Below are 25,853 nucleotides of genomic sequence, written 5' to 3'. Positions count from 1 at the left end.
GCAACGTATGCGATGATGAAATCCGTTTGTTTCATCCTGGCTCATGAAGATTGCAACTTGGAATGTCAACTCGATTCGGACTCGTCTGACGCATGTTACAGACTGGCTAACGGCGAATCCCATCGAGCTATTGTGCGTACAAGAAACAAAAGTCGTCGATGAGTTATTCCCACATGAAGCGATTCAATCGATCGGCTATCATGCAGCGGCATTTGGACAAAAGAGCTATAACGGCGTTGCTTTGATTAGTCGATCGCCTTTAGAACACGTCGATCGCGGATTTGGAGCGATTCTCCCGGCGGAGCTTGTGGGCGATCTCGATGATCAAAAACGAGTCATTAGTACAGTCATTGACGGCGTTCGAGTGGTGAATCTCTATGTTCCCAATGGCTCGGCTGTGGATAGTGAAAAGTATGTCTACAAGTTACGCTGGCTGAAGGTGCTGCGAGAATATTTAGCTGTTTTGCTAGAGCGATCGCCTTCTCTACTTGTCTGTGGAGATTTCAATATTGCGTTAGAAGATATTGATATTCACAATCCCAAAGGTCGCGAAAAGCAGGTGATGGCAACCGATGTGGAGCGAGATGCATTACGGCAGGTCTTGGAATTGGGGTTATCTGATGCGTTTCGGAAGTTCACAACCGAAAGCGGACATTTTAGCTGGTGGGATTATCGATCGGCTGGATTCCGTCGGAATGCAGGTTGGAGAATTGATCATCATTACTTAACGCCAGATTTGTACGATCGAGCAATTTCCTGTGTCATCGATCGCGCTCCTCGTGAATTGGAACAACCGAGCGATCACACTCCCGTTGTCGTAGAATTCTGATCTCCTCCAAAGGCTTAGAACCTAAAGAACAACCGTGTGTTCTTGCAATTTAGCCCAATTCTTAGCTTCTGCGATAGTAAAAAAGTACTTGAAACAGCAATGCTGCTACGATCGGAACCACGATCGGAATGAGCACTACAAACCCCCAGCGATCGAACTGGAGTGGTTGATCTTTCGGTTTCAGGAGATATACACCTGCTGCAATCCCAGCGATCGTGCAGAGGATACCGAACCCTAGAAAAATAACAAATCCTGACTCTGGAATTCCCATACTGTTGCTCATGCACTGCGCACTTGATTCTAGAGGAATTGACACAGTGTGCTGCTCCAACCCGTGATAGATCTGATAAAAATCCATCTAAACAGCATTTTTTAAATCAATCGGGATGACAGGATTTGAACCTGCGGCATCCTGCTCCCAAAGCAGATGTACTAAAACACTAAAAGTAGCGCTAGACTAGGCGTATCAAGGAATTTGAGCGCTATAAGTAGGGGTAATAATTCATCCTGAATCGTCCTGAATCATCCTTGATTGCACCAAAAGTTAGGGCTAGTTTAGGGCTGAGCATGGACGCACTTAAAAAGTTGAACGATCGCTTAAAAGCCGCATGTATTCCCGTTCGTGTCATTCCCAAAGGCAAGAATTTAGGGCTACGTGCGACTTTACCCAAAAAACCTGAGCATGGCGGGATTGGGCAAAAACAGTATGATATTTCGCTCCGCATCCCCGCATCTAAGGACGGTCTGAAGGAGATATGGAAAGAAGCTCTTAAACTGGGGCAGTTGATAACGGAGCGTTCGTTCACATGGGAAACTTACATCCAGTCGGACTCTGATCCTGACGAAAAGACGATCGCGCAATGGCTCGATGAATTCAAAACTAACTACTTCAAAACGCATCGACGGATCAAAGAGCCAACTTGGAATAACAACCAGGCTTGCACATTTCGGAAGTTACCATTAGGCGAAACCTTAAGCGAGCCAACGCTTTTAGCGGTTATTCTCAGCACAGAAGAGGACAGCCGCAATCGAGAGTTAACGTGTCAGCGATTGCAGAATTTTGCAACATTTGCAGGATTGAAAGTCGATTTATTGCAGTACATCGGTGAGTATGAGCCTAAAGCTCGTGATCTGCCTGACGATGAAACGATCGTAGAATGGCGAGACAAAATTCCTAATGAGCAATGGAAATGGGCTTATGGCGCGATGGCTGCATTTGGTATCCGTCCGCATGAAGTATTTGCCTGTGAGCCAGTTGACGAACTAACTCTTAAAGTCCACGGCAATACTAAAACAGGTGCAAGAATCACTCATGCAATCCGTCCAGAATGGGCAAAACAATGGAATTTGATCGAGATGAATGCTCCTCAGACAACCCAGACAAACAATCGCCTCCGAGGGCAGCTAGTGAGCCATCAATTCGGAAGCGATCGCTATAATTTGCCGTTTGTCCCCTACGACTTGCGCCATGCTTGGGCAATCCGGGCATCAGTTGTCGAAGGATTGCCTGTCTCTACCGCAGCCGCATTAATGGGGCATGCGCCTGATGTTCACATGAAGGTCTACCATCGGTGGCTAAGTGCGGCAGAGAATGAGCGAGTTTATCGATCGTACATTCTGAAAAAACGCGATTAACCTGCACGATATCGCCGTTCCAACGCCTTTCTACAGTTCGGAACATGGTAAAGCCATCTCGGAGTTTCACCCTTACCCACGTTCCGAATTTCGCCCTTGGATTCGTTAAATGCCCCATCTAGCCGCAAATTCTGAAGCTGTTTTGGTGATTTGATGCCGTGGGTCTGAAGTGCGATCGCTGCTTCTTTAGCAGTCATCCAACCATCAGAGATCGCGGGATGTCCTTCGAGTCGCAATCGGAGTGCCTGAACCTCAGCCATTAATTTCTGCTGATTCAGGTACATTTCGGCGATCAATTTTTCAACGTCGTTCGTCATGCTGATCGCCTCCAATAATCTTGTGAACACGGAGCTTCAATGCCTTGCTGTAATTCAGTTGTAGAAGTTTGCTTTTCTTCGCTGTACTCAGTCGATTCTGGCTCGGATTGCGTAGTGGCAATGTCGATTGGGGCAATTACGTTGAGCCGTTTTCTAGCGGCTGCGAGTGCCTTTTCTCGCATTTCCCAAGCTTGACTCTGTAAATCTTCCGATACTCGATCGACTGATACAGAGTAAACCCGCTCTCGTTGCTCCCCCCGCTTGCCTTGGGTCTTGACGCACAAAGATTTCAAGCCAATCTTCTTGAGCAGTTTGCCGCAGACATCGACGGGCGTGTGTTGCCTTCTGCCTTTTGAGTCTGTGTATTCAGGTGCAATCGTCAGTCCGAAATAATATCGAAGCTGCTTTGCGTGTTTGACTGCCCATTGCTGGATTGCAATGCAGCGCGGATCAGAATTCGAGAATTTAGCATCACGATCGGCAAGCTGCAAGATCCCGCTCTTCTGGAGCAGTTGAGCGCGAATGTACCGCCGCTTCATCCGATGCGTCATTCCCAAATCATCGGAGCAAATCGCCTCAATCGATTCGCGATCGAGTTCTTTAGTCGCCAAAGTATTCTCGGTTGCCGCCTGCATTTCCGCACCGCGTCCTAATTTGCCACGGTTGCAAATCAGAATCCACAAGCAGTTATCGAGATCGTCAAAATTGATGTCAGGGAAGCGATCGCAGGCTAGAGTTTTCTTCGCCTTGATCTCGTCTTCAAGACTGCATTCAGAAGCCAGAGTCTTATGAGCCGCGTCAGTTGTCTCGTACTTGCCAGAATCTGCCCATCTCTGAGCCTCTTCGAGGTCGATTTCGTCACGAATCTGAACAAGCTCAGCGAGTTCTTCGCTGCATCTGCCCCATTCTTCGGTCTGGACAGTATGCCCTGCTTCATTTAGAAGAGATTCTAAGTAATCACGAGAGATCGCCTTCTGTGCCCCGCGTAGAGCGCACATCTCCGAATAATATTCTTGTGCTGCGAGGCGAATTGCAACTTTACGATCGTCGGTTTCTTCTTCTTCGAGAGCTTCGATCGCATAGTGAGCCGACATTGCAGCACGATCGAGATCCGCTTTCTCGCGAATTGACTTCGGCAGCATCAAGGACTCATCGCCTTGCGTCACAACGAACTTGGGACAGCAGACAAAGCGGGGTACGCTCGGACGATACCGACCCAACATCTGAAACCAGCCGTCCGGGTCGATCGCTCCGACGAAGTAGCCATAAACCGCGTCAAAGCCCTCCCAAGTAATCGAAACACCCGTTCTGACAGAGGGAGAGACGATGAGAAAATCAGGCTGATTCTGCTCTAGCCAAGTATCCGGATCGTCGAAGAATTCAGCAAATGCCCCGCCTCGATTTGTTTCCGAATCAATCCGAATAACCTTCTTGTTAGGGAATTCAGCTTGTAACCGACGATCGAGCTTCTTGCCACTAGCTTGTGAATCGGTCGGAATAAAGAACCGCTTCGATTTTCCGTAACCCAACTCTTCAACGGCATCTAACAGAATCTTGGCTGAAAAGCCGCTCAAGTCACCAGAACCGATTGTTACCTCCCACGTTGCGTTCTGCCGATAGTGCTTGAAGTAGCGAATATCGGCAGAGCCTGAGAACTTCTTGAGAAGTTCAATTGATCGTGGGTGAATCTCTGCTTCTGCTGAAATAATCGCCCCTCTGAATCCGCAGATGAAACAGATCTCGGCAGAGCGATCGAGGATTTCTGAATGCTTCGCTCCTAAATTTCCACCTTCGATCAAATAATCTAAGCCCTGGTTAACCTCGTCTAAAACAAGCAGTAGCGGGCGATCCGTGAGAAACCATGTAGGAATTCTATGCAGTGAGTTGAAGCAGATTGCCGCGCCATGCCGTGCTGATATATCTCGGCAGAAAGCGCTGTACCCATCCTTATCGCCCAAATCATAGTCCGAACTATGCGGAATATCTGAGAGCCGCGATCCTTGCGCTCCAAGAGATAGAAGTGGGTCAAGTCGCAAGACATTGCCGCCATTTTCGATCCACTGTTGCACTGTCCGATTAATGCCCGTGTAGCTCTTACCCGATCCCATGTTTGCTGCGATCGCAGTAATTGAGCCGATCGGAATCTCAGAAGGCAACTCAGGCAGATAATCGCCAGTAGTATCGCGATCAGGCGTAATTTGCAGAGTTTTCAGTCTGCGAATGATCTCGAAGTATTGCCGCTTCAGTCCGCATTTCTTCCACTCATCCAGAGTGAGAGATGCCGCGATCGTTGCGTCTACCCAGTCCGCACCCTCTTGAACAAAGGCATCGTCGATCCCTTTCCCGCTTCGGGAATCCCAAGTGGTTACGAAAATATTGCACTTAAACTCTTGAAACGCCTGCCCTAACTTCTTGATCTGCGCTCCAACGTTCGCGACCGTCTTAGGCTTCTCGTCCTGGTCAAACACGATTCGGATCATTCTGCCTTCAGTCGCAAACTCTCGCAGGATTGGGAAAAGCTCAGCTTCTCCTTTACGATGCCAGTTTGCGACACCTCGCAGACAAATCGCTGGATAGCCTTGCTGAGTCAAGAGAACGGCTTTCTTAAGCCCCTCAGTAACACATACAGGCAGACTGCAACGTTTAACAGTTCGCCAGAAAGATTCGCCTTCTAGTGGGACAGCATCGTATTTCTCGAAAACCCTTTCAGCCGTCGCCTGATCAACAAATGGCAAGATCGGCAACGCCTCGCACTTTCCAGGCGTTTCGTATTTAATCTTTTTGCGCTTCTCGAAGTCGATTCGAGGATGTCTCGACTTGAAATAAGCAACTTCTGCGCGATCACCGTCGATTGTACTGCCATAGCTCAGCCAGCCACCTAGAGCCGCATTCTCGTAGCGTCTAAGAATTGATTGAGCAGATCTTGTGACGTACTGAACGCTCTGGCGTTGCGCGATCTCATGCTCTGCCAGAACTTCTACCGCATGATCGCCCTCGATCGTCTGCATATTGAGCACGATCATCTCGTCGGCGATGCCACTCGATTTCCAGTCCTCTTTTGCCCATTCTTTGACTGTTAGTTCACGATCGAGACGGTTTCTAAAACCCTGAATCGATCCACCAATTTCAATGGGGTGAACTTTGCCAAATCCTTTGGAAGTGATCATGGCTGACCACCCCCGCACTCTTCAAAGTGTTCAATCCAGCGAGCGACGGTCGTAGTTTCTTTCGGTTTCCGATTGAGTTCGGCAATACGATCGTTCAGCGAGGTTTGGAAGTCTAGTTGGAGCGATCGTGAGAGATCGCTCCAGTTGGATCTAACTCGTCTCACATGAGACTTAATGAGAGAGAAAGTTATTTTCCTTGTCGCAGAATTTCGATTTCGTGTCATCATGGGTTTAGAAAATTTATGAATCGAGCACGGTTTCCGCCGTGCTTTTTTGTGTCTAAGAGCAATCTAAGCGATCGGAACGAGGAATAGTAGGTCTGATCTAGAGATGGGCATAACCTGCTCAGGGCTTAGATTTGAGGTCGATTTTTGCCCGTTTTTCAACCAAAATAGTTCCTTAGAAATTTCAAGCACCCTTGATCCTGTGGGCGAGTTTCCGAAATCGGTCAAAGCGCTTCGACTGTAGGCATTTGAACGCTTTCAGCTTGCTTCTCAAGGTTGGATTTCCCCGGAGCCGCTTCTGAATTGCTAATTGGCAGAAGTTCAGAAATGAGCCGGACTCATTCCGCGATCGCACCGAATCGGCATACTCGATCGTCCTCAACGCCCGCTTATTTTCAAGTCCGTGGAACATGGCAGGATCTGGCAGACTACCCGAAAGCAGTGTTTTAGATTCGCGAACATTGACTTGATTGCCCCTTGCAGCCGACAGCATTGCCTCACAGTCAAGTTCAAGAATTGTTGTGAGTGCTTCGCCCGGAGAACTAGGGAACCACGATCTCGGATAATTTTGACTTACCTCTGCTTCAATCTCGCTCCAGCCAAACCAGAACAGATCGTAAACGCCAAGGTAGTACGCGACTTCGCCTTCAATGAGGCGTTTCCGCTTCACGTCATCTTTCCCGATCGGGTTTGCTTCCCCTGAGAAGTACGCCGCAAGAGCTTTTTTCAGGTCTTGAAAGTGTTGGTGGACAGCAATAAAGTGCTGTCCTTGCTTGATCGTCTCAGTTCGATCCCACTCCTCGACGGGTGGCAATCCGTTGCATGTTGCCAAAAGCATTTCTTGATCCGTTGGTGTGACTTTGATCTTCACGACTTGCTAGCCTTCTGATGTTCCTCGATCGCTTTCTCCACAACTCGATAGAGAGCAGTGCTAGGGCGACCGCTCGGATCAAGTGCTGCAAGCGCTTCAGCCTGCCAAGGATAAAGCACGACTGATACGGTTTTGCTTCGGACAGGCTTGCTTTTAATGTGCATAGTATGACTGAACTAAGAAGTCGTGAGAATATTGCCTGATTTCATCGATAAAGTCAACTAGAAATAAAACCTTTCTCAAACAATATTGTGATCGCTGGGATAGCCACATTTGTAATTAGTTAGTTACAGATAATGATCGCTAAAAGAAGCACATCTGTTACGTATCTGTAACAGCTAGATCGCTCTCTATAGCTGAGATTCAGCGAAATCGCCTAACTTACAAAAGTTTGTAAATCACCCTGCATTGAGAACTTGTTCTGCGGTGAGTTGCAAGTTTGGGAAGGTGGGGGAGACGATCGGATCAGTTCCGCGAAACTCTGCGATTCGATAAGAGCCGCTTCTCAAGCTCAGCACTGCCACAACTGCGCGACTGGGATCGACTCGCCAGAATTCAGAAATTCCCCGCGCTGCATATTCCTTGGGTTTATCAACGTAATCGCGATCGTAGTTCTCGGTTCCGGGCTTTCCTGGCGATACGACTTCGACAACAAGCATAGGAGCAGGCATCGCAATCCGAATCAGTTTTTCGCCTGATAGCAATGCGGTAATGGACTCGTCGGTATGAACAACTAGATCCGGCTGTCGAGCGCTGACATCAGCCGATGTGACCTCGATTTGATGCCCTATGGCGAAACGTCTAGGAGGAATCCCCATTGCCGCAAAAGTGAGCAGTAGAAATGCTGCGATCGTGGAATTGATTGGATCTTCAGTAGGCAAAGCGATCAACTCCCCATCAACCAGTTCATAACGGGTGTCTGTTCCATCGTCATATTCGAGATAGTCCTCAATCGTTCTAAATCTTGGCTTGGCTTGGGTCATGACGATTCACCTCGCTTTGTCCTGTCTCAAGATTACTCTGATTCATCTCGCTCTGCCTCGGTTGAATTTGTGCGATCGCTTTCCTTTTTGGATTTCTTTTTCCGTTTGCCACTCTCGAGAGTTTTGGGATTTGCGAGATCGCTGGCTTGTTGACTCGGATCGGATGTCACTGCCTCGCGCTGAGCTAGTTCAGATTCGTGAAACCTGTCGAGAGCCTCAAAAATTCTTTCTGCTACTGTCTTCACGATTAGTCCTCCGTGTTGTTCTCAGAACCTAAGCGATCGCTCTCTTCTGCCGTCGAGTTTGTTTTCTTTGGCTTGCTGCGATCTCCTCCACGGGTTTCACCCAAAGGTTTAGCTTCATTAGGCAACTTGCCTCGCTCTTTAGCATGGTTAAACAAAAGTATTTCTAGGTAACGGTTCGCAGACAAATTAGCGTCTTGAGCTAATTCTGCAATCGCGTCAATTACTCGATCGTCCAGTCGATAGTTTGCTTGTTTGCGAGGCATTGAGAGGCACACGGTTTTAATTCCTTAATTGAACGTCAATATCAAACCTAACTCAATAAGATATCGAATAGCATTCAAAAAGCTATCACTTTGTCTTTATTGTCTCTCTGGAAATATTAGCAATAGTGATAGCAAATATATAGCAAACAGCTATCACATTGGTTATATTAGTTTTGTCGGGGGCGGTGAGAGCCGAGAACCTGACCGGGGACTCGCCCGAAGCGAGCGGAGGGGTTAGCCTAGCTAGCTCCGAGGAAAGTAGAAACTTTCCAATCAATATCGTCCGGGGTGACTGGTAAAGGACGTTAAAGCGGGATTGCAACCGCCACGAACACAACCACAAGATTCCACACTCGATCGTGCTTCTCATGGGGCCGATCGACTGCTGGATTCTTCCAGCCTCAACCCTACAGCGAGGTATTCAAGAATGCTTACTTTAATTTTGGGATTAACGATCGGTTACTTCGTTCGCAAATACACAGTTTTCGAGATGCTTGATGACGGCAGTACAGCTAGTGCCGAGATCAATTTCGGGCAACTCATCAAAGATGTGACCTGGCTTTTCGGAATTATCGGATTCTGCTACACCTGGACGATCGCAACTGCTCGAAACACTCTAGCCTACTGCGATACAGTGCTTTTTCCTTGGTTAAGTGAGCGAGGAATTTCGATTCAGCTTCCAACAATCGTTCTTCCCGCAATGCCAACCGATACCGAGAGTGAATTAGAAGACCTGCTCGAAGTTCAAGCTTAATTTCCAATCAAAAAGCCGTCCCTGCCTGAGAAACATTGGACGGCTTCAAACCACAATCACGAGGTTTCACCAATGCTATCACTTCAAACGATTCCGGTTCCTGTCAAAACAACGGAGCCAATTTGTTCACGGTGTCGCCGCTCCGATCGTGGACTTTGCCGCCTCAAAGCCGAGGCTGATTGGGATGATTCCGCTAAAACTTCTCCCACAAGAAAAGCTTGCTACTTTGCAAGTCTCATTCCGTTCTAAATTTCCCCACTTGGCTATAGCAGGTGAAGACTGCCTACTATAGCCAAGCACTCTAAAACGACTAAAACCATTAGCTTGAAAGGGATTGAATTAATTTCCATGATTTTTCAAAACACCGACGCATCTAAACCACTGGCTATGATCGACTATGACAGCCTACTTCAACCTATGGGGGCAGATATCGGGAACGGGCAGTTAAAACTTGTCTCTGCAATGTCTGAAACTCGCACAGAGAGCTACATTCATGAGTTAGATGAGCGTTCACCGGACGGAGTTAAGGGATACGTCGAATATCTCAGAGGCGATCGTGCGGACTTGATCAGTAAGCAATGGATCGGCGGCATCAACGCTTACTACAACGGGTTGACTTCGATTCGGCGAGTCACCGACGACAAGCAAGGAAAACCTAATCTAGGGCTGCAACTGTTCCTTTCTGCCTTGTCAGAGTACGCCCACCGCGATCAATGGAACATTGCCCTAGCGGTTTCGGTACATGACTCCAAGACGCTTGGAAGTGCGTTGAAACGATCGCTTGAAGGTTCGCATCATGTTCGATTCCGTAACAAAGAATCGATTGTCTCGATCAAAGTTGTCGCAGGACTTGAAGAAGGGACAGGCGCAATCATCACCTACCAAAAGCAGGCTGATATCACCAACGCGATTCTTTACGATTTGGGCAACGGAACGCTGATTGTGAGCAGCTTCAACGGTTTGAAAATGACCGATCGCAGCTACAGCCAGAATGGAGGGGTTGAGAAGCTGATCGATCAGATTGCAACTCATGACGCGATTCGAGAGCGATTACTGAAAGAGGGAGATCGACACTTGATTCGTAAGGGGATTGAAGCGCAGACATTCACCTATGGGACACAGCACCCAGACTGGAACTTTGAATCGGTTTATCGTGAAGAGTTGCCGAAGTGGGTCAAAGCAGTACTGGCTCCGACCGTGCGCCCGTGGGAGGATCGGCGCGATTCTGCGACTGCATTGATCGCAGTCGGAGGCGGAGCACAACTGCCGGGAATTGAATCACTGCTTAGTAAAAAAGGCATCAAGATTCTGGCTGATCCACTATGGGCAAATGCGCGAGGGCTTTATACTCTGGCATCTCGCAAGGTTGCCCAACTGGAGGCGAAATGAAGCAGGTCAGAGCTTCGATTCCGTCCCATCTTCAGACTGCTTTTTTTGAGGTGGGACGGCAATTAAACACCAATGATCCAACGGTGATCTGTACTCACATCTTGAGTTGCTATTTCACAGGCGATCGCTCTGATAGTCCCAAGCAACTTGCTCCAAGAGAGGTTGATGCTTTCGAGCTTGAGGATTTAGGCGATTGGGCAACAGAGGAATCATGCTAACTAACCATCGACTCAAGATCAAACGACAAGCGCGATCGTTGCTCAACGTAACCATCGGGCACAATCCGCACCTGCTTGCGAAATACGATCGTGCTTCCCAAAAAGCTCTACTCAAAGCACTTGGAGGAATTAAAAGTGTTTAAGTTCAAGCGAAAACCGCACTTACCGCCTGCACAACGACTCTGGAAGCAGTTCTGCGAGTACGAAAAAGATTCCGCAAAGGAGAGCGAATTTCGCTGTATTGCTGGAATTTGTGCCCGTCAAGAGTTACTCGAAGCTATGTGCGCTGATATCGGGTTGAATGCTCCGAATATTTGCGCGATCGCCTATATCACTTTGTTCAATCTGCCTAGCCCGAATATGAGCATCGATGATCGAGTAAATTTTGCCCAATTCCGCAAGCATCTCCGCAGTACTTTTCTATCAACCTGGGAGGAATTCAATGTCCGAACTGTTCAATCAAATCGCTAATTTCTACGGTGGCGATTCAATGCTCAAGGCAAGATTCACCGATTTGGCGTTCCTTGCATCAAGTCTGGGCAGAGCGCTGGTATCGGGAGACGCGATCGAGGTTTCGCACTTCGACGGCTATATGAATCGGCGCAAGTCATTCGAGCAGGTTTCGAGATTAGATACGATCGTTTGCCTCGCTAGAGTAACCGCACTGCTCGAAGCGAAGCTGAAAGAGTTGCCCACATCGGAACTGGAAGCACTCGATCGTATGCGGCAAATGATGTTGCAAGCCTCGGAGCCGTCAAAGTAAATCGAGCAGTTCCCCTTTGATACTCAGTGCTAGACGAGTCAAAACCCATCATTTTAAGTGTTTTGACAACTCAATTATGGACAATGCAATTCTCGAAAATGTTGATGTACGAATTGATAACAGCACGATCGTCATTGATCCAAGGCCAGGACATACAGGCAGTGCGGCTCACAACTTACAACCGATCATCCGGGCTGTACAGTCCACTCATCCAGCCGCAGAGCAATGCGATCAAGTGCGGCTCTTAGTCGCTGGCGAGTACATCGAGATGCAAATTGGAAGCATCTTGCAGCAGATTGCCTGACAAATCAAAAGCCGATCGTCCAGCCTGTGACAAGGAAAACGATCGACTTACTCCCCCTACTATCGAGGTTCTTTCATTATGTCGAAAAAACTTAAGTCGCGCGTAACCGGAATTGCGGTTATGGGCTTCATTCTGTTCGTCGCAATGCGTCATGCAGCGTATGTTCGATCGCTCGAAGTCAATCAAATTCCGAACGATCGACCAGCGATTACTCAGTTTGACCAGAAACGCTAATCAAAATGCCGTCCCCAGCTACCAACTAACGGACGGCACTATCCCACAAATCACTTGAGGATTTTTCAATTATGGCTCAATCAATTGGCTATTACGGCGGAGATTACGACATCCCTGAGATTAAGGAATTTGCAGAACGATTTGAAGATGCAGCGGGAAATTGCAAACTGTCTGACAACGATCAAGCGGCATTAGTTGCAGTGCTTGGGGTTCATGCTTGGGGTTTGAAGTCCGGGCTTCAAGATGATTTCTGGACAAGCGTTTCAGACGCGATCGGGGATGGTGTTGAAACCTCAATGGAAAACGAATCGGCAAACGATCCAATGCTGTTTGCGCTGGAAAGCTTATCGACTCTGACAGATCCGATTCAGTGTTGGGCAGTCATCGCTTGGTTAATTCAATGATCAATCTCAAAGACGAATTCATCCCACACGCGCTTGAACATATGGCTTCAGAGCGCGTGAAAGCAACAATGCAGCAGATTCGTAGCATCGTCGAAAATTCAGGCTTGGATGAAGACGAGTTGCCTGATCTGCAATTCCTGATTGAAGACCTTGCCAACGATTTACAAAATCTAATCCCGGAGGATTAAACCGTGAGCAACTATCACAAAGATGATGGCTCGATGACTAGCGGGATTTTCGTATTTGGTTGCGTCCTGCTTGCTTTCGTCGCTGGCTACTGGGTGCGCGACCAGGGCGTTCTATTTCGCGTTGATATTCCCTCGATCGAGCAACGGAGGGTGAAATGATACGTTTTCCCATTCAATGTTTCGCGATCTCAATCTCGATAGGCGCAATCATCCAAGGCTGTCAGCCTGTCAGCCATAAGCCACAAATCGAACCGATTAAAGGCTTTGAAGTACCCGCCGATCGTCCAGCAATCACCGATTCTGACCGGATTAGAAACAACACAATCCGACCAGATGAAGTTGAGCGAATCGAGCAACGGAGGGTGAAATGAGCCTACACAAACAGCTTTACAAGTCCTCTCGAAACCTGGGTATCGGGTTACTGCTATTCTCAGCCGCGATCGGTGGCACTCAGCTATTCATCAAAGCGGGAAAGCAGCACCAAACCGACCTACGAACCTCTGAGATTGAGCAGCGCGCCCAAATTGCAGAGAAGCAAGCCGATGCACAAGACAGAGAGGCTAAAGCCTTTCAGAAGGCAGATCAGTTAAACATTCATCGGCTGATTATCAACGATGTGAGCCGAGAGCAAATCAAGCCAGGGCTTCCATTTTGGAAGACGCAACCGACTCAAACTCGATTGATTTTCGACAAATTCGAGCGCTGTGCAGGGATTTGGCGCGATCGAAAATTCATGCCAGATACAACCGTCTGCAATAACCCCGACCATCCACTACTCAAATAGGATTAACACTTATGGCACTTCGGAACGCTCAAGACAATTCAACTCAGCCCAAAGCAACTGGATCAGATTCGACTCAGCCCAAATCGAATCACAATACTGAACCGACTGCCGATGAAATCTTCGGTTCGCTTGCTGACTCGATCGCGTGGTTCTTCTCCCGTCCTGCTGCACTTTACAAGTGGTGTACGGCTCCACGGGGAGGACAGCGCATCTTTCTCGGTTCCATCGCCATTTACTTCTGGCTGTGCTCTGCCGAGTCTTATTGGCAAGCACTCGCGATCGGCAATCACTTCTCTAAGACTGGCAAGTTTGATGGTTCATACATTGCTGAAACTCATCCGTCATTCATGCCGAAACCGTTCAGTCCCAATAACGGCGACATTCAGAACATTGGGATTGCTTTTGCTGACCCGAACTTCTATGTCACTGGCATCATCTCGATCGTCGTTCTCGGAGTTCAAGCCAACTTGCAGCGCGGTAAGAAGTCTGTTGCCAAGGCAAAGCAGGACTATGAATCGGTGAAAAACTTTCGAGTGGGTGATGTCCCAAAAGAAGCGATCGACGTAGTTCACATTGAAGCAAAAGCCTACAAGAAAGCAGGTACAGCCAATCACGGGATCATTGCGGGTGTTGTCCGATCCTCATACGTTTTGGACATTGCCGCAGCCGTTGCCCCGCTTTATCGGTTTATGTTTGTCAGTCCTGGAGGCTTTGTTACATCTGTGATTTGGACTTACGTCAACACCTTCATGGCAGAGAAATTTGTTGCACTGTGGCAAGCCAATGAAGACATCGTGAAGGCTGAGGGACAGTCAAAGCGGTTCCCCAAGGTTCTGAACTTCAAAAAGCCGTCTGCAAACAAGTCTGAATCCGCATAGATACGACAAAGCGCGATCGATTGACGCTAGATCGCGCTTCTTGTCCATTCAATTCCCGGCGAGGTAAATCAAATGGCTCTAGACAAGTTTAATCCTCAATTAATGCACGATGACCAACTTCTACCAGCGACCCTGTTGGAGATGGGCGATACTCTGAATTTTATTGAAACCCGCAAACATACTCTACGCAACGAGATCAAGACATCCAAGATTGATGCAGGAGTTGGTAAAGTTTCAGGTCTTGCGGGAATTGCAGGCGGAGGCGCACTCCTCATTCTCAGCAATCCGTTAGGCTCGCTCATCGTTGCAGGTGGCGCAGTTGCCTATTCGATGGCAGTCTTTGCTCAATGGTTGCAAACTGGCAAAGTTCAAATCATGCCGCTATCCAGCAAGACTCAAGCCGAGCGCGATGTTGAGTTGTCCAGTTCAACCGAAACCGGAAACGCTTACGATATTGCTGCGATTCAAGGGCAGCGGGATTCGATTCGGGAAGATGCAGCATACTTGAGCGATCGCGAAAAGGTTGAGTATGAACTGCTGCACTTCTCCCCCGAAGGCTTGCTATCGGCAATGAACCATGTTCACCCAACACAACGATGGGCGTGCTATCAGTTCCTCATCGATGCCTTTCTCGCGGGTACGATTCAGAGCTACTTTGCAAATCCCCAAGCATTGCGAGACGTTCTAGGCAATCCCGCGATCTATACGAGCCATCTGCCAGAAGCCTCGAAGCGATTCCCGGAATACGGATTGCAAGGCACGGGGGCAATCAGAGCCGAAGATGCGATCGCATCATTTCAACCTGCGGCAGTACCTACAATTGGGTCAAATACCCGATTGAATGCGGTGGAAGTTTCTGCGACATCCGCGCAACCGTTCACAATCCCGATCGTCTCTCCTGAATCAAAGCTGTTCGATTGGAACCTGCTCAACACTGCTTATGATGACTTCCCTCACTTGCTCATGCTGGGTAAGACTGGAGCAGGTAAGAGCTTTCTGGCGGAGTATTTGGGGCGATTCTTGAATGGATCGACGATCGTGATTACTCCCAAGAAGAAGCCGAAAGACTTTATCGGGATGCAGGTGATCGGCGTGCCCTATGACTTTGCAACGATCGCGGCGAATATCGGGGGACTATCGAAATTGGTTAAGGACAGAGAAGCTGAGATGAACCAGACCGGGAAAGAAGACTTTCTACCGATCAACGTGATTCTAGATGAAGTCCCTACGTTTGTTGCTGGTTGCAACGATCTAAAGCTTGATGTGGTCAAGGATCTGAAATTCGTCATTCGAGCAGGCAGGACAAGCAAAGTTCGCCTGATTCTGCTGGCTCAAGGGCAAGAAGTGAAGACGCTCGGCATTGAGGGAGAAGGCAGTCTACGAGACAACCTCAGCTACGTCTACCTCAAAGGATTTGCAGAGAAGCAGGCGCAAGATCTGAAGCTGGACATCTCCACATACGATCGTCCCTGCATTATCGACAGCAAGATTGCCAAGATTGCGGCTCTACTCGAATTGGCAAATCAGAAGTTGAGCGAAAAACCACCGATCGCGTCTACTCCAGAAGCACTTGATCGGATGTATCGAATGGAGTCTGAAGAACCAAAAGCCTTAGATCATGAGGTTGAAGAATCGGTACGCGAGACTGATTCAGTTTTGCCCAAGATTCAGGCAGCTTTCCCTCAGTGGAAGCCAAAATCAATCGAGGTTGCTTCGACGATCGTGGATTGGCTAGCAGCACGCTCAGACAAGTCGTTTGCCCCATACGAAATTCGTAAATCAATTCGACGGCTCAAGGATGATTCAAGCTTACCGACCGAGAAAATCAAAACTGTTTTGGATGTTTTGGTAACGGCTCAATTCTTGATCGAATCAGAGGGTAAGTACTCGATCACACCCAATGCACCCAATACCGAAGATTACGATTTCTAGGAGCATAAAACGTGGAATTTCAAGAAGTTGTTAAAGCAACTCAGCAGAGTCGAATTTTCAAAATCAAACAACCTCGATTCTGGGTGCTATGCCATCTATATTTACCTGACGAAGTTGCAGAACATTTAAGCGCGATCGAGGTTTCTAAAGTCAGAGGACAATACCTTTTAGGCTTTAACTTTAAGCCAGAAAAGGGCGAATACTTTCCCTACTGCGGTCACATTTGGAGAGTAAAGAACAACCCGATTCAATTCCCTGCTAGATATAAGACAAAAGGACGAAAAGATCCACCGTTTGTCATGGCGGAGTATGTAACAACTTGCGATAGTGAATCCGAAATATTTACAGCAATGCTTGATCTTTCAATTAACAGTTAGCTTCCTCTCACGAGACACGAGACGGAATTCTGAGAGGTGGAAAAAAGGGCGAGACACCTTGTCTCGTGGCTGTCTCGTCTGTCTCGTAGGTTTTGTCTCGTGATTTTGTCTCGTCTGTCTCGTGGATCAGAAGCAGTTACGATCGCTCATTTAAACTATCAGTGAAAGTGGTCTGCTTTGCAGCACCGCAATTAAAAAATCAAGGAGGAAATTCAACCATGAAACTTTCAGAAATTTTGAATGAATTACTCGATCGCGGCTTCAATCCCAAATTCAGCAGCACAGGGATTCTTTGCGAAATTAACCTCGATAATTGCAGTTTTGGACTGACGATCGCTCCTTCTCACTCTGAGTTTATTCGCTGCGTTGCTTGGGAAAGTTATGCTGGATCGGATTATTTCGATCTTTGTTTCCATCCTTGAAAGAAGCATTGTTTTCCGCGCAAATGGCAGCAGTTTTAGACACCGCCAGACTGACGGAAGAAATCGCACATCTTGGAAATTGAGCCACTTACAAATTTTGTAACCCTCCAAATTCAAACAAATAAAACCGGGACGATCGATAAAACGATCGTCCCGGTTTTATTTGTAAATGGCTAAAATTCTGCACTCACTTTGATGACTGTGACCAGTGAGTATACGCCAGTCGCAGGAATAGTCGCATTATATGCAGCAGTGGAATTGTTGGGGAAAATCGCGTTGAGATTAATATTTGAGGCAGTGCTAGGGTTTTGAGTGCAAAGCGGATTGCCAACCCGCTTATTCTGCTTGAACGGGATGAATACATTAATCGGGGTTCCAGCCAGCAGATACCCATCAGCGGTTACTTGGATTTCCTCATAGTATCTCTGACATAAATCTAGTTCTTGCGAAACCAGTCTTGGTTCAATCCGTGAGGGCAGTGATAGTCCAGGCATCGCTACAACGTTGGCGATGTCGATCGTCCCTGTTCCGCCCCATGAAATTGCTGCACCTGCTTGAGATGCGACACTACTGCCTGCTTGCATCCAGAATTGAAGCCTCAAGCAGTCATCAGTCCCGATCGTTTTGCTGGCGATCGATGGAACGACAAACGTCATCGAGAATTGCTGCCAAGTCGAAGACAGAGTAACAAGTTGCCCTGCCCCCGGAACAACCGGGCTTCCTCCTGTGCCGAAGTTTTGGAGCAAATTCACGCCGATCGTTTTATTTGCAATCGACGATCTCGCCCAAAATCTAACTGTAATCGTTTGACCAGCGAATGTTCTAACCGACTCGATCGACTGTGATAAAACCCAATATGACCCTACACCGAGCGATGAACCTTGAGAGGTGTTTGCAATTCTAAGGTAGTTGCTCGGTTCATATGGGACTTCCGTTTGTCCTGGTGAAAATGATTGCTGTGAAACAGATCCGGCTGGATTTGTGCCGCCACTCGCATTCATCAAGATTTGCCAACGATCGAGCGTGTAAGCTCCATCAGCAAACGAATAGCTCGTTGCGCCACGCTGATTAATGCGAAACTCGCCGTTAATAACTGAATTGACCAATGAGACAGGTTGCGCCGAAATTCCTCTGAGCATACGGTTTGGGTGTTGATGTGAGTACCATTTTTTCAATCGAAAAACCGCTCAGAGCTTAGCCCCAAGCGGTTAGAGATGTTTGCACGATCGTACCTCACCCTAGTTGGGAGTGAGAATCGCATTGAGTTACTTCAATCTGCGGTCCAACTGCTCGATCGTTCTCCCATGCTCAATCTCTGTCTGCATTCCTCAAATTGGGGAAATGGATGTAGGGCAAAGAGTTGGGCGATCGGATCAGGAGCCGAGAAACGGACAGCACCGACGTTTTTCATGATTTGTGATGAAAGCTCTCTTACCAACCCAACTGCTGAACAGCAGCTACTTTCTCTGGCTCCGTGACTTTCTAATCCACGATCGCGCGGTCTATCATCATATCGACCCACGGCATATCCACTTCTTTGAATGAGGCATATCGTGCAGAGATAGACGCGACAAGCGGCAGGCGAGGTAATGCTGGCTTCGCTTCAGGCGCAAAGACAAAGTTAAACGTATTACCCAAGACCGTCGCATTCAAAGCCCCGGAAACGACAATCCCTGTCCCAACTCGAAGTATCTGTCCATCACTCGTATTATTGATAAACGCCGAGCCGTTAATGGTTTGCGACGCATTTCCGAACCATGCACGGGTTCCGATGGAGAGAGCGATCGCCATGAAAGCGCTGTTACTTGTCCACAGAGTATTGTCGGAAAATCGTAAATTTTGGGCATAGCCTGCATAACTTCCGGGAGCCGTCCCGATTCCCGAAAGGTTAAATACCCCATCACTCACAATCCCCCCATAGGCATTGTTGGAGAGGTTCAAGACAGTGTTGTATCTAACACCGCTGTCTTGACGATTTTGAACGGATTTATTGCCGACAAACGAGACAATTCCAACATCTGTCATATTGATGACGGTATTAAACCTAACATCTACGGCTTCCCCACCGATCGAGATGCCATCGGACCATTGAGCGGCAAAGTTGCTAAAGGTTCCATCTACAAAGTTACCAAAAATAGAAGAAGAAGCGCTGGGAAGTCCTACCGATCGACCCCCAGCGGTGATGTGACTGAAACCCATACTTCTTTCGACCCGACTGGATATGATCGAGGAACCCATTCCCCCAAGCAACCCAACATTGATGTTTTGTGGCTTGAAATTGGGTTCGTTCATTTTGCTGCGTTGCCCATCAACCCATACAAAATTAAGGCTTGATGCCTCAGAGACAGCGATCATAGCCCCATCGGTAAAAGAGGGGGATCTGACAAATCGTGCCATTTTCTGATATTCATCAGGAAATGTTGCACCATTTGTGTGAATGGAAACACCCCAAGGCGTAACGATCGTTTCAGTCACTTCGATCAAACTCCTTTGAGGTAGCATAATTCTTGTCCCGACTCTAGACGAATTCAAAAGAGCTTGTAGTTGCTTGCTGTTTGTTATCTGAACGTCTGGAGGCGCATCTGACCACTCATAAATGTTGTAGCTTGTTTTAACTCCGATTCTGTAAGCGGGCTGACCAATCTCCGGTCGATACGGAGTGCCCCCGCGAAACTCATATTTTCCTTGGGTATACATGGAGCCGATCGAGTTAAACTCTTCACCCCAAAAGAAATTAAAGACCACATCAGAGAATGAGCGCACACCAGAATCAACTTGAGATGCCCAATAGTTAACGCCCCCTAGATCGGCTTCACGGGATAAAGCAACTCTGTAGAGAACCGCTAATCGATCCTTAGTGTTGTAGCCCTTACCTAAGAACTCATCTCCGGTAAAAAAGGATGCTCCAACTCTTCTAACTTGATCCAAGGAGCGATCGCGCTCGATCTCACCCTGCCAATAATTCCAGCCACCTGCATCGGGTGCGCGTCCTAAAACATCTGTGTACGTCTTTGAAAGAAACTGATAAGCAACCATGAAATTCAAAACCAAATGGCAGTGGTTGCACGTAATCTATACAAGATTCTTTTGGATTTACGAGAAAATACTGATAGTTCTTATGAACTTCACAAAAACTATGGAACGTTAAGAACTTTATGATTTCTCAATATCTCAAAGCTGAGACTGGCTCAAGGATTCTCGCTTTCTAGAAGCGATCGCGCCTGTGATCAAAATTAGGGGTGATCACTGAGCGGGCGGGAACGAGAACACAGTACCCGCAAATATAAAAATCTTCCTCTTGTGCCTTTTCTTAAAATTTGATGTGCATTTGGTTGCAAGCGTTCTGAAATCGGCTCCACATAATACTGATAATGGGATGAGCAGTTAAAACTTGTGGCAGTGTAGCGCGACGTTACTCGAACTAGGGACTATATGCACGTCTACATGGGAAAGATAACAGGACTACTTATCAAAATTTAGTGAAACCGATTGATTGGCATCTTGAGAGCAGATAACCTAAGTGAGCAATGTTACAGTCCAATTAGATGAAGCTCAGCATATTTGGTTCTCTTACTGCAATTCTCTTGTTTGTCACTCAATCCCCTGCTCATGCCCGTAGCTGGAGAATGCTTGCGGAGTGTCACTTTGTCAGCGCTGATGGCAAGGAACAAATTGATGACACATGCGAAGTTGAAGGCAGTTCCGGTCAAGGAATGACTTATTTCACTATCAAATGGCGAGATGGAGTTCAAACTCGCGTCAGTGGAAATTTTGCAACTAGAAGCAACTACAAAGTTGACCAGAAGCCCGCAATTCAGAGGAGCGTTAATAACGTGACGTTTCTGCGAACTGATAGTGGGAACGTCATTATTCTTCACAAGCTTCGAGATTTGGAGTATTGAGTTTTATAGGGCGATCGACTACTGCAACATTGCATGAATAGAAAAGAGTGTGTCGCAAAAGCCGACGCAGTAAAACTGGGAGCGGGAGGAGGACGATCGGATCAGGAATCGCGAAACGTCCGTGCTGTCCGTTTTTCCACATTTACGTGGAAAAATCCCTTACCAGCCCAACTGCTGAACAGCAGCCACTTACCGCCCCTGGTAAGTGGGTGTTTTGCTCAAGTCTGAGCAAAACATATGATCACTGGAGCAATGTCTCGCAACGCTAACGCAACTGCATGATCGCATATCGCCGTTGCTCTGGTGTGACCTCCAGATACCGAGAGAGTTCATTCAATGACTCATGCCCCGTGATGCTTGCGATCGTCTTGATCGGAACACCTTTGCCATGCAGCGACGTAGCCAGCGATCGACGAAATGAATGTGTTCCAACGCCGCGCAATTCCAAAGCCTCACAGACTTCTCTTAGTTCCTTGTCCAACGCTTGGCGAGTGATATAACCTGCGCTACGGTTCGACGGGAATAGATAGCCTTTTGTCGGCAGATTTGCACCAGTGAGAATCTTCACTAACTCTGGGTGCATTTCGATTTCCCGCGCTCGACCCGTCTTTGTATTTGTCAAGGTAATTATCTTCTCTGCCAAATTTAGGTTCTCTGCTCTAAGTCGAAGTGCCTCACCCATTCGGCAACCAGTGAAGGACGCGATCGCAACCACATAGCAATATGGCTTCCTACAGAGACTAATCACCGCATCGATCTGATCATTGGTCAGAATTGCCGCTTGTCCTTTTCCATTCACTTTGGGCATGAGACTGTTACTCGAAACAACTTGCTCTATTTTATTGTCGATTCCTCTGAAACGACAACGACAGAATGGGATATTCAGGCTCATTTCTGAAATCAGTCGCGCTTTACCCTGCTTATTGACAATGACCCTCTGCTATTGCGAAAACACGGTTATCATTGTTATCAAATTGGTCTTAAATGAGACGATGAGCAGCTATAAATATGAGTGAGAAAAAAGTAATGGTTGGGTGTCGAGTGCCGATCGCGCTCAAAGATGAAATTGATTCGACTGCGCGATCGATGGATTGCACCTCTAGCCAAGTGATTCAAATCGCGATCGAGCAATATTTGGGCATTGAGTCTGCGGACTTACCGACGAGTCGAATGACAACGATCGAGCAACAGATTCAAGAACTGCGGACGATCGTTGAGGAATTGCAAAAATCAACTACCGCGATTCCGGTAGTTAGAGATTTCCGAGTCTCCTCGGAAAAGGCTCTGAATTTACTGCCAGAAAATCTGGTAGTCGGCGAGAAGGTTTTGAACGATCGCCGTTACGGGGATTCCCGTGGCGGGAAAACCTCTTTACCCGTCGAGGTGAGTGGATCTTCCCCGAAGGTTGAGGAAATCTTGACTGAGGCGGAATTACTCAATCGTTTCAATCTCTCCCAGAATTGGCGATCGTCCGCTCCGCACGGCTGGGTGCATGAATTTTGGCTAGCTCAGAAACTTGGAGTTGAGTATTTGGGGAACGATCGGTATCAACTAGGGGATTCCCCATAGTTTAAATCCGGGAGAATCCCGTGTTTTGCTAAAGGTGTTGCATGGATTTCAGAAGACTTGAAAGGTCGGACTTTTTCGGGATTTTTCGCGATCTCTGCAAACTAATTGAATGCGGGAAATCCAGTCGCCGGAAAACCATTTCAGGGGCAAGACTGAAATGGAGAGTCAGGAGGCATCAACGATCATCCCTAAACTGAAAGAGGATAGGGATTTCTTATCAGATCTGATGAAAAATGGTCAGTGTGGGCGTTCCAGCTTCATACCGAATCAGAATCAACAGAGTCGATCGTCTCTGAATTAACCGTCGATGCCAACGGAGTAGGACGATCGAGCATTCGAGGGGTCGCGCGGATGGTTGGAGTTGATGATTCTGCTTTAGTTAGGGCGTTTCAAGGTGCTGATCTAAACCCTTCAAAATTGGCTACGATGATTATGGCACAAGGGTTTTCGCCTGCTGATCTAAGCCGTTTTGCTCAAAATGGTGTTCCAGATACAGCGATCGCTGTCATTGCGACTTACTACGGATTTGAAGCAGGTCGGAATTGTACAGCAAAAGCGAGATCGACTGTTCTTGCATTTAGCTCGATCGGGTTCGAGTTCATATTCAGCGAATGGTTGGAGTTGACAAGTCTTCGCTTCGTGAAAGCTTACTCACGGGTGGGGGGACGAATCCCTCAAAACCAGCCAAGATGCTGATGGATCAAGGGTTTGAGGCTGGAGGGATAAGCCGTTTCGCTCAAGATGGCATTCCAGATACAGCGATCGCAGCAGTGGCGGTCTAAGCTCATCCAAATTGGCTGAGATGCTTATGAATACTGGGTTTGATGCTGGCGGTCTGAAAGGTTTCCTGAATGACGGCATTCCCGATCGTGCGCTTGCAAGCAGTGCCGACCTAACCAATTTCGCTCAAGATGGCATTCCAGATACAGCGATCGCCATCATTGCTGAGTACTACGCATTTGAAGCTTCCCGATGCCGGGGAATTGGAAATTCTCGGTTTTTGCGAGAACTTCAAACTTTGATCGTTTTCCTCGATCGTTCTGTAATCGAATTCTCCCAAACCCATCGACTCTGCCGCTCCAGCTTCACCAGCATCCAAGAACATTTAGAGAGATTCCGATCGTTCACCAAAAGTACTTCCTGCTTTGGATCGTAGGTCGAAATTGCTTGACCAAACTGTGCAGGAATCCTGGGCAAATCTGCGATCGCAAAATACTTAATCTCGGAGCCGTCGATCAATGTGAAGCCTTTACCGTGTTGGGCAGCGAGACGAGGGACGATCGTCAACTTGTGCAGCATATCGGCAGAGACGATCAATGCTGGCGGACGCTCTCTACCCATTGCTCTCACCTTCTCGAACCGTGAGTCTTGCAAGCGTTGAATCGCTCGGAGCCACTATTTTCAGCCCAACTCGCTCAATTGCAGCAGCAGCCCGATTCAAATCTTGATATTCCATGCTTAGCACCATGCGTTCACCCTTGATGCAGGTGTCGATCACGCGAGTGCATACCGAAATATCATCAATACTGATTTGGTCTAACGCCACTGCCTGTTCAGACTCAATTTCATCAGCGGACTGCCCCAACGATCGGCGCATTTCCTTTTCAACTTGGAGCGCTTCTAGTTTGTTGTGAATCAGTTTTGCCTTTGCCTCAGCAAGCTTTCGCAGAATCTGGAAGGATTGAAGATGCTCGATCGTCAGCTTTGACCACTGCTCAGCCAAAACATCACTGCTTTTATCGATCGTCTTGGTTTGGGTCTGTTGGCTCAACTCAGCCCGAAATTGCTTGCGCTTCTCAACCCACTTGCCGACTGTACACCATCGCTTCAAAGTGCCGTAGGGAGTGTTACTCAGTTGGGCAAGTTCAGTCAGTTTCCCAGATCCCTGAACAAACCATCGTTGGCACTCAGCTTCAGACCATTTTCGTTTTTCCATTTTTTTGGATCGATTGAGAATAAGTTACGCATCAGAAATTTCAGAAAAAGCGATCGAAGTACGCAAATCGATCGTCCTCCAAGGACTTACAAAATCTGTAAATTCTCAATGGTTGCTGACTCTCAAACTATTGCAGCAAACCAATTTAGTGCAATTGTACTGAATTTTCTTGTGAAGAACCAGCATCAGAACCCGGCACGATCGTTCATGCTGAGCCAGATCCAACCGAATCGATCGTCTCTGAGTTAACCGTCGATCCTGATGGAGTTGGGCGATGCACCATTCGAGGAGCAGCAAGAATTATTGGGGTCAACAAAGAATCTGTTCGAGACAGCCTGTTAAGCGCTGGCGGTCTAGCTCCCTCAAAGCTGGCTGTAATGCTGATGAACACTGGGTTTGACGCTGGCGGTCTGAAAGATTTCCTGAATGATGGTATTCCCGATCGTACGCTATCAATCATCATCCAGTACTATGCACTTGACACTGGACGGTATTGCACAGAGCAAGCAAAGGATGCTTACAAGGAGAATTGACGGTACTGTTTGAGGACTTGCACGAAGAAGAGAAGATGGAGGCAATCTCAAAGTTGTAGTAAGGTATTGAGCAATTGCTTCATGTGAGATTTGTCATAACACACATTATGGAGAACTTTAATGTCTGACAAGCCGCCCGTTCTACAGAAGTTTCCGAAGTTTGAAGCTTTTGATCTAGAAGGAAATGTTGCTGATGGCTATTTTTTAGCTCAGCTTATTCGAGAAAATCCCAACCATATTGTTTGCTTGTTTTTGGCTCCCTCGACAGATGAGCTAGATAAGCGAGAACCAATGATTATTGGTCAGGTCAGTGCCAGTCGACTGCATGAAATTGTAGAACACTACCCTCACTTAAAAACGAAATATTCTCACGCTGTCCTCTGCATCTGGAAACCGAGTATCTCTACTATCCATGCATTCGTTGCTCGTAGCCTGCGTTGGTGTCTTACTTCTGGACACGAAGAAGGTGGCGAAGCACTACGCACATTAAAAGAAGTCGCACCTTACACGCGAATTGTTGTTACCACACCATCTAAAATATTTGATGGTCAATTCCCACATACGGATAGTTCTATTCTTGGGTTAGTGCGGCACATTATGATCTGGGGATCGCAACAAGAGGAAGAAGATATGCCCTTCTCTGACGGTTGGTAATAGAAAGTAGAGAAATTACTGTAAGGAAGATGCGAGCAAATCCTCCTCACCTACGCAAGGTCAATTAATTGTTATGAA

At 47.5% G+C, this 25,853-nt stretch carries 40 protein-coding genes; 25 read left to right on the top strand and 15 right to left on the bottom strand.

All coding sequences use genetic code 11. The features are described from left to right. Positions 1-43 precede the first annotated feature (43 nt). The gene (gene xth, locus J0L70_RS18440; RefSeq protein ID WP_287455494.1) at positions 44-829 is read left to right on the top strand and encodes an exodeoxyribonuclease III; all 786 of its coding nucleotides are present in this window, start codon (positions 44-46) and stop codon (positions 827-829) included. A 61-nt stretch (positions 830-890) separates the two neighbouring features. Here xth and J0L70_RS18435 read toward each other — a convergent pair whose 3' ends face one another. Continuing rightward, positions 891-1,112, bottom strand: coding sequence for a hypothetical protein (locus tag J0L70_RS18435; protein ID WP_287455493.1), 222 nt, complete (start codon positions 1,110-1,112; stop codon positions 891-893). Positions 1,113-1,396: 284 nt separating this feature from the next. Between J0L70_RS18435 and J0L70_RS18430 the strand changes: the two genes are divergently transcribed. Further along, positions 1,397-2,464 carry a site-specific integrase gene (locus J0L70_RS18430; protein WP_287455492.1) on the top strand — a complete coding sequence of 356 codons (1,068 nt, stop codon included), beginning with the start codon at positions 1,397-1,399 and terminating at the stop codon, positions 2,462-2,464. Here the strand turns inward: J0L70_RS18430 and J0L70_RS18425 are convergent. The 8 genes from J0L70_RS18425 to J0L70_RS18390 form a co-directional block, all read right to left on the bottom strand. Then, a complete protein-coding gene (locus tag J0L70_RS18425; protein WP_287455491.1) occupies positions 2,461-2,781 on the bottom strand; it encodes a hypothetical protein in 321 nt (106 codons plus the stop codon). The two genes, J0L70_RS18430 and J0L70_RS18425, sit on opposite strands and share 4 nt — an antisense overlap. Then, positions 2,778-5,948: a DUF3854 domain-containing protein gene (locus J0L70_RS18420; protein ID WP_287455490.1), complete on the bottom strand. Its 3,171-nt coding sequence runs from the start codon at positions 5,946-5,948 to the stop codon at positions 2,778-2,780. Before J0L70_RS18420 ends, J0L70_RS18425 begins: the two co-directional genes overlap by 4 nt. Next, a complete protein-coding gene (locus tag J0L70_RS18415; protein ID WP_287455489.1) occupies positions 5,945-6,112 on the bottom strand; it encodes a hypothetical protein in 168 nt (55 codons plus the stop codon). Before J0L70_RS18415 ends, J0L70_RS18420 begins: the two co-directional genes overlap by 4 nt. 244 nt (positions 6,113-6,356) lie before the next feature. Further along, positions 6,357-7,043 (bottom strand): hypothetical protein, encoded by a 687-nt coding sequence (locus tag J0L70_RS18410; RefSeq protein ID WP_287455488.1) that lies wholly within the window; start codon positions 7,041-7,043, stop codon positions 6,357-6,359. Further along, positions 7,040-7,207, bottom strand: a complete 168-nt coding sequence (locus tag J0L70_RS18405) for a hypothetical protein (RefSeq protein WP_287455487.1) — start codon at positions 7,205-7,207, stop codon at positions 7,040-7,042. The genes J0L70_RS18410 and J0L70_RS18405 overlap by 4 nt, the downstream gene beginning before the upstream one ends. Positions 7,208-7,441: 234 nt before the next feature. Continuing rightward, positions 7,442-8,026 carry a Uma2 family endonuclease gene (locus J0L70_RS18400; RefSeq protein WP_287455486.1) on the bottom strand — a complete coding sequence of 195 codons (585 nt, stop codon included), beginning with the start codon at positions 8,024-8,026 and terminating at the stop codon, positions 7,442-7,444. A gap of 32 nt (positions 8,027-8,058) precedes the next feature. Continuing rightward, positions 8,059-8,271: a hypothetical protein gene (locus J0L70_RS18395; RefSeq protein ID WP_287455485.1), complete on the bottom strand. Its 213-nt coding sequence runs from the start codon at positions 8,269-8,271 to the stop codon at positions 8,059-8,061. Between the two features lie 2 nt (positions 8,272-8,273). Further along, positions 8,274-8,534, bottom strand: coding sequence for a hypothetical protein (locus tag J0L70_RS18390; RefSeq protein WP_287455484.1), 261 nt, complete (start codon positions 8,532-8,534; stop codon positions 8,274-8,276). 427 nt (positions 8,535-8,961) lie between these two features. Between J0L70_RS18390 and J0L70_RS18385 the strand changes: the two genes are divergently transcribed. From J0L70_RS18385 to J0L70_RS18300, 18 genes are all read left to right on the top strand, one after another. Then, positions 8,962-9,288, top strand: a complete 327-nt coding sequence (locus J0L70_RS18385; RefSeq protein ID WP_287455483.1) for a hypothetical protein — start codon at positions 8,962-8,964, stop codon at positions 9,286-9,288. 72 nt (positions 9,289-9,360) lie between these two features. Then, positions 9,361-9,537 carry a hypothetical protein gene (locus tag J0L70_RS18380; protein WP_287455482.1) on the top strand — a complete coding sequence of 59 codons (177 nt, stop codon included), beginning with the start codon at positions 9,361-9,363 and terminating at the stop codon, positions 9,535-9,537. Between the two features lie 99 nt (positions 9,538-9,636). After that, complete coding sequence (locus J0L70_RS18375; protein WP_287455481.1) at positions 9,637-10,677, top strand: ParM/StbA family protein; 1,041 nt, start codon at positions 9,637-9,639, stop codon at positions 10,675-10,677. Further along, complete coding sequence (locus J0L70_RS18370; RefSeq protein ID WP_287455480.1) at positions 10,674-10,895, top strand: hypothetical protein; 222 nt, start codon at positions 10,674-10,676, stop codon at positions 10,893-10,895. Before J0L70_RS18375 ends, J0L70_RS18370 begins: the two co-directional genes overlap by 4 nt. After that, positions 10,889-11,038 (top strand): hypothetical protein, encoded by a 150-nt coding sequence (locus tag J0L70_RS18365; protein ID WP_287455479.1) that lies wholly within the window; start codon positions 10,889-10,891, stop codon positions 11,036-11,038. Before J0L70_RS18370 ends, J0L70_RS18365 begins: the two co-directional genes overlap by 7 nt. Next, positions 11,031-11,366 carry a hypothetical protein gene (locus tag J0L70_RS18360; protein WP_287455478.1) on the top strand — a complete coding sequence of 112 codons (336 nt, stop codon included), beginning with the start codon at positions 11,031-11,033 and terminating at the stop codon, positions 11,364-11,366. Before J0L70_RS18365 ends, J0L70_RS18360 begins: the two co-directional genes overlap by 8 nt. Then, positions 11,338-11,658: a hypothetical protein gene (locus tag J0L70_RS18355; RefSeq protein WP_287455477.1), complete on the top strand. Its 321-nt coding sequence runs from the start codon at positions 11,338-11,340 to the stop codon at positions 11,656-11,658. Before J0L70_RS18360 ends, J0L70_RS18355 begins: the two co-directional genes overlap by 29 nt. A 76-nt stretch (positions 11,659-11,734) precedes the next feature. After that, positions 11,735-11,962 carry a hypothetical protein gene (locus J0L70_RS18350; protein WP_287455476.1) on the top strand — a complete coding sequence of 76 codons (228 nt, stop codon included), beginning with the start codon at positions 11,735-11,737 and terminating at the stop codon, positions 11,960-11,962. Positions 11,963-12,040: 78 nt separating this feature from the next. Continuing rightward, on the top strand, positions 12,041-12,196 hold the full coding sequence (locus tag J0L70_RS18345) for a hypothetical protein (protein WP_287455475.1): 156 nt from the start codon (positions 12,041-12,043) through the stop codon (positions 12,194-12,196). 71 nt (positions 12,197-12,267) lie between these two features. Continuing rightward, positions 12,268-12,600: a hypothetical protein gene (locus tag J0L70_RS18340; protein WP_287455474.1), complete on the top strand. Its 333-nt coding sequence runs from the start codon at positions 12,268-12,270 to the stop codon at positions 12,598-12,600. Next, positions 12,597-12,788, top strand: coding sequence for a hypothetical protein (locus J0L70_RS18335; protein ID WP_287455473.1), 192 nt, complete (start codon positions 12,597-12,599; stop codon positions 12,786-12,788). Before J0L70_RS18340 ends, J0L70_RS18335 begins: the two co-directional genes overlap by 4 nt. A gap of 3 nt (positions 12,789-12,791) precedes the next feature. Beyond that, positions 12,792-12,947, top strand: a complete 156-nt coding sequence (locus tag J0L70_RS18330; RefSeq protein ID WP_287455472.1) for a hypothetical protein — start codon at positions 12,792-12,794, stop codon at positions 12,945-12,947. Next, positions 12,944-13,159 carry a hypothetical protein gene (locus tag J0L70_RS18325; RefSeq protein ID WP_287455471.1) on the top strand — a complete coding sequence of 72 codons (216 nt, stop codon included), beginning with the start codon at positions 12,944-12,946 and terminating at the stop codon, positions 13,157-13,159. The genes J0L70_RS18330 and J0L70_RS18325 overlap by 4 nt, the downstream gene beginning before the upstream one ends. Continuing rightward, positions 13,156-13,572 carry a hypothetical protein gene (locus J0L70_RS18320; RefSeq protein ID WP_287455470.1) on the top strand — a complete coding sequence of 139 codons (417 nt, stop codon included), beginning with the start codon at positions 13,156-13,158 and terminating at the stop codon, positions 13,570-13,572. The genes J0L70_RS18325 and J0L70_RS18320 overlap by 4 nt, the downstream gene beginning before the upstream one ends. Before the next feature lie 11 nt (positions 13,573-13,583). Then, a complete protein-coding gene (locus J0L70_RS18315) occupies positions 13,584-14,450 on the top strand; it encodes a hypothetical protein (RefSeq protein ID WP_287455469.1) in 867 nt (288 codons plus the stop codon). Positions 14,451-14,522: 72 nt separating this feature from the next. Beyond that, positions 14,523-16,382 (top strand): P-loop NTPase family protein, encoded by a 1,860-nt coding sequence (locus J0L70_RS18310; protein WP_287455468.1) that lies wholly within the window; start codon positions 14,523-14,525, stop codon positions 16,380-16,382. An 11-nt stretch (positions 16,383-16,393) separates the two neighbouring features. Further along, positions 16,394-16,759 (top strand): hypothetical protein, encoded by a 366-nt coding sequence (locus J0L70_RS18305; protein WP_287455467.1) that lies wholly within the window; start codon positions 16,394-16,396, stop codon positions 16,757-16,759. A gap of 218 nt (positions 16,760-16,977) precedes the next feature. Next, on the top strand, positions 16,978-17,181 hold the full coding sequence (locus J0L70_RS18300) for a hypothetical protein (RefSeq protein ID WP_287455466.1): 204 nt from the start codon (positions 16,978-16,980) through the stop codon (positions 17,179-17,181). 173 nt (positions 17,182-17,354) lie between these two features. Here J0L70_RS18300 and J0L70_RS18295 read toward each other — a convergent pair whose 3' ends face one another. Then, entirely contained in the window at positions 17,355-18,320 is a 966-nt protein-coding gene (locus tag J0L70_RS18295; protein ID WP_287455465.1) for a carbohydrate binding domain-containing protein, read from the bottom strand. A gap of 75 nt (positions 18,321-18,395) precedes the next feature. Between J0L70_RS18295 and J0L70_RS18290 the strand changes: the two genes are divergently transcribed. Continuing rightward, positions 18,396-18,659 carry a hypothetical protein gene (locus J0L70_RS18290; protein ID WP_287455464.1) on the top strand — a complete coding sequence of 88 codons (264 nt, stop codon included), beginning with the start codon at positions 18,396-18,398 and terminating at the stop codon, positions 18,657-18,659. A gap of 4 nt (positions 18,660-18,663) precedes the next feature. Here the strand turns inward: J0L70_RS18290 and J0L70_RS18285 are convergent, their stop codons facing one another. From J0L70_RS18285 to J0L70_RS18275, 3 genes are all read right to left on the bottom strand, one after another. After that, positions 18,664-20,217, bottom strand: a complete 1,554-nt coding sequence (locus J0L70_RS18285) for a DUF4214 domain-containing protein (protein WP_287455463.1) — start codon at positions 20,215-20,217, stop codon at positions 18,664-18,666. A gap of 831 nt (positions 20,218-21,048) precedes the next feature. Beyond that, entirely contained in the window at positions 21,049-21,225 is a 177-nt protein-coding gene (locus J0L70_RS18280; RefSeq protein ID WP_287455462.1) for a hypothetical protein, read from the bottom strand. Positions 21,226-21,348: 123 nt separating this feature from the next. Further along, positions 21,349-21,891, bottom strand: a complete 543-nt coding sequence (locus tag J0L70_RS18275) for a tyrosine-type recombinase/integrase (protein WP_268184644.1) — start codon at positions 21,889-21,891, stop codon at positions 21,349-21,351. A 200-nt stretch (positions 21,892-22,091) separates the two neighbouring features. Between J0L70_RS18275 and J0L70_RS18270 the strand changes: the two genes are divergently transcribed. Next, positions 22,092-22,652 carry a ribbon-helix-helix domain-containing protein gene (locus J0L70_RS18270; protein WP_287455461.1) on the top strand — a complete coding sequence of 187 codons (561 nt, stop codon included), beginning with the start codon at positions 22,092-22,094 and terminating at the stop codon, positions 22,650-22,652. Between the two features lie 240 nt (positions 22,653-22,892). Continuing rightward, positions 22,893-23,348, top strand: coding sequence for a hypothetical protein (locus tag J0L70_RS18265; protein ID WP_287455460.1), 456 nt, complete (start codon positions 22,893-22,895; stop codon positions 23,346-23,348). Positions 23,349-23,663: 315 nt separating this feature from the next. Here the strand turns inward: J0L70_RS18265 and J0L70_RS18260 are convergent, their stop codons facing one another. Continuing rightward, positions 23,664-23,993 (bottom strand): hypothetical protein, encoded by a 330-nt coding sequence (locus tag J0L70_RS18260; protein WP_287455459.1) that lies wholly within the window; start codon positions 23,991-23,993, stop codon positions 23,664-23,666. Further along, positions 23,986-24,588 (bottom strand): hypothetical protein, encoded by a 603-nt coding sequence (locus tag J0L70_RS18255; RefSeq protein ID WP_287455458.1) that lies wholly within the window; start codon positions 24,586-24,588, stop codon positions 23,986-23,988. Before J0L70_RS18255 ends, J0L70_RS18260 begins: the two co-directional genes overlap by 8 nt. A 377-nt stretch (positions 24,589-24,965) precedes the next feature. On the opposite strand from J0L70_RS18255, the gene J0L70_RS18250 reads away from it, so the two are divergent. Then, positions 24,966-25,121 (top strand): hypothetical protein, encoded by a 156-nt coding sequence (locus J0L70_RS18250; RefSeq protein ID WP_287455457.1) that lies wholly within the window; start codon positions 24,966-24,968, stop codon positions 25,119-25,121. A 120-nt stretch (positions 25,122-25,241) separates the two neighbouring features. Beyond that, positions 25,242-25,775 (top strand): hypothetical protein, encoded by a 534-nt coding sequence (locus J0L70_RS18245; RefSeq protein ID WP_287455456.1) that lies wholly within the window; start codon positions 25,242-25,244, stop codon positions 25,773-25,775. Positions 25,776-25,853: the final 78 nt, after the last annotated feature.

Source organism: Leptolyngbya sp. UWPOB_LEPTO1 (assembly GCF_017302695.1).
Taxonomy (GTDB): Bacteria; Cyanobacteriota; Cyanobacteriia; order Leptolyngbyales; family Leptolyngbyaceae; genus Leptolyngbya; species Leptolyngbya boryana.
This window is presented reverse-complemented; position numbering and strand designations above follow the sequence as displayed.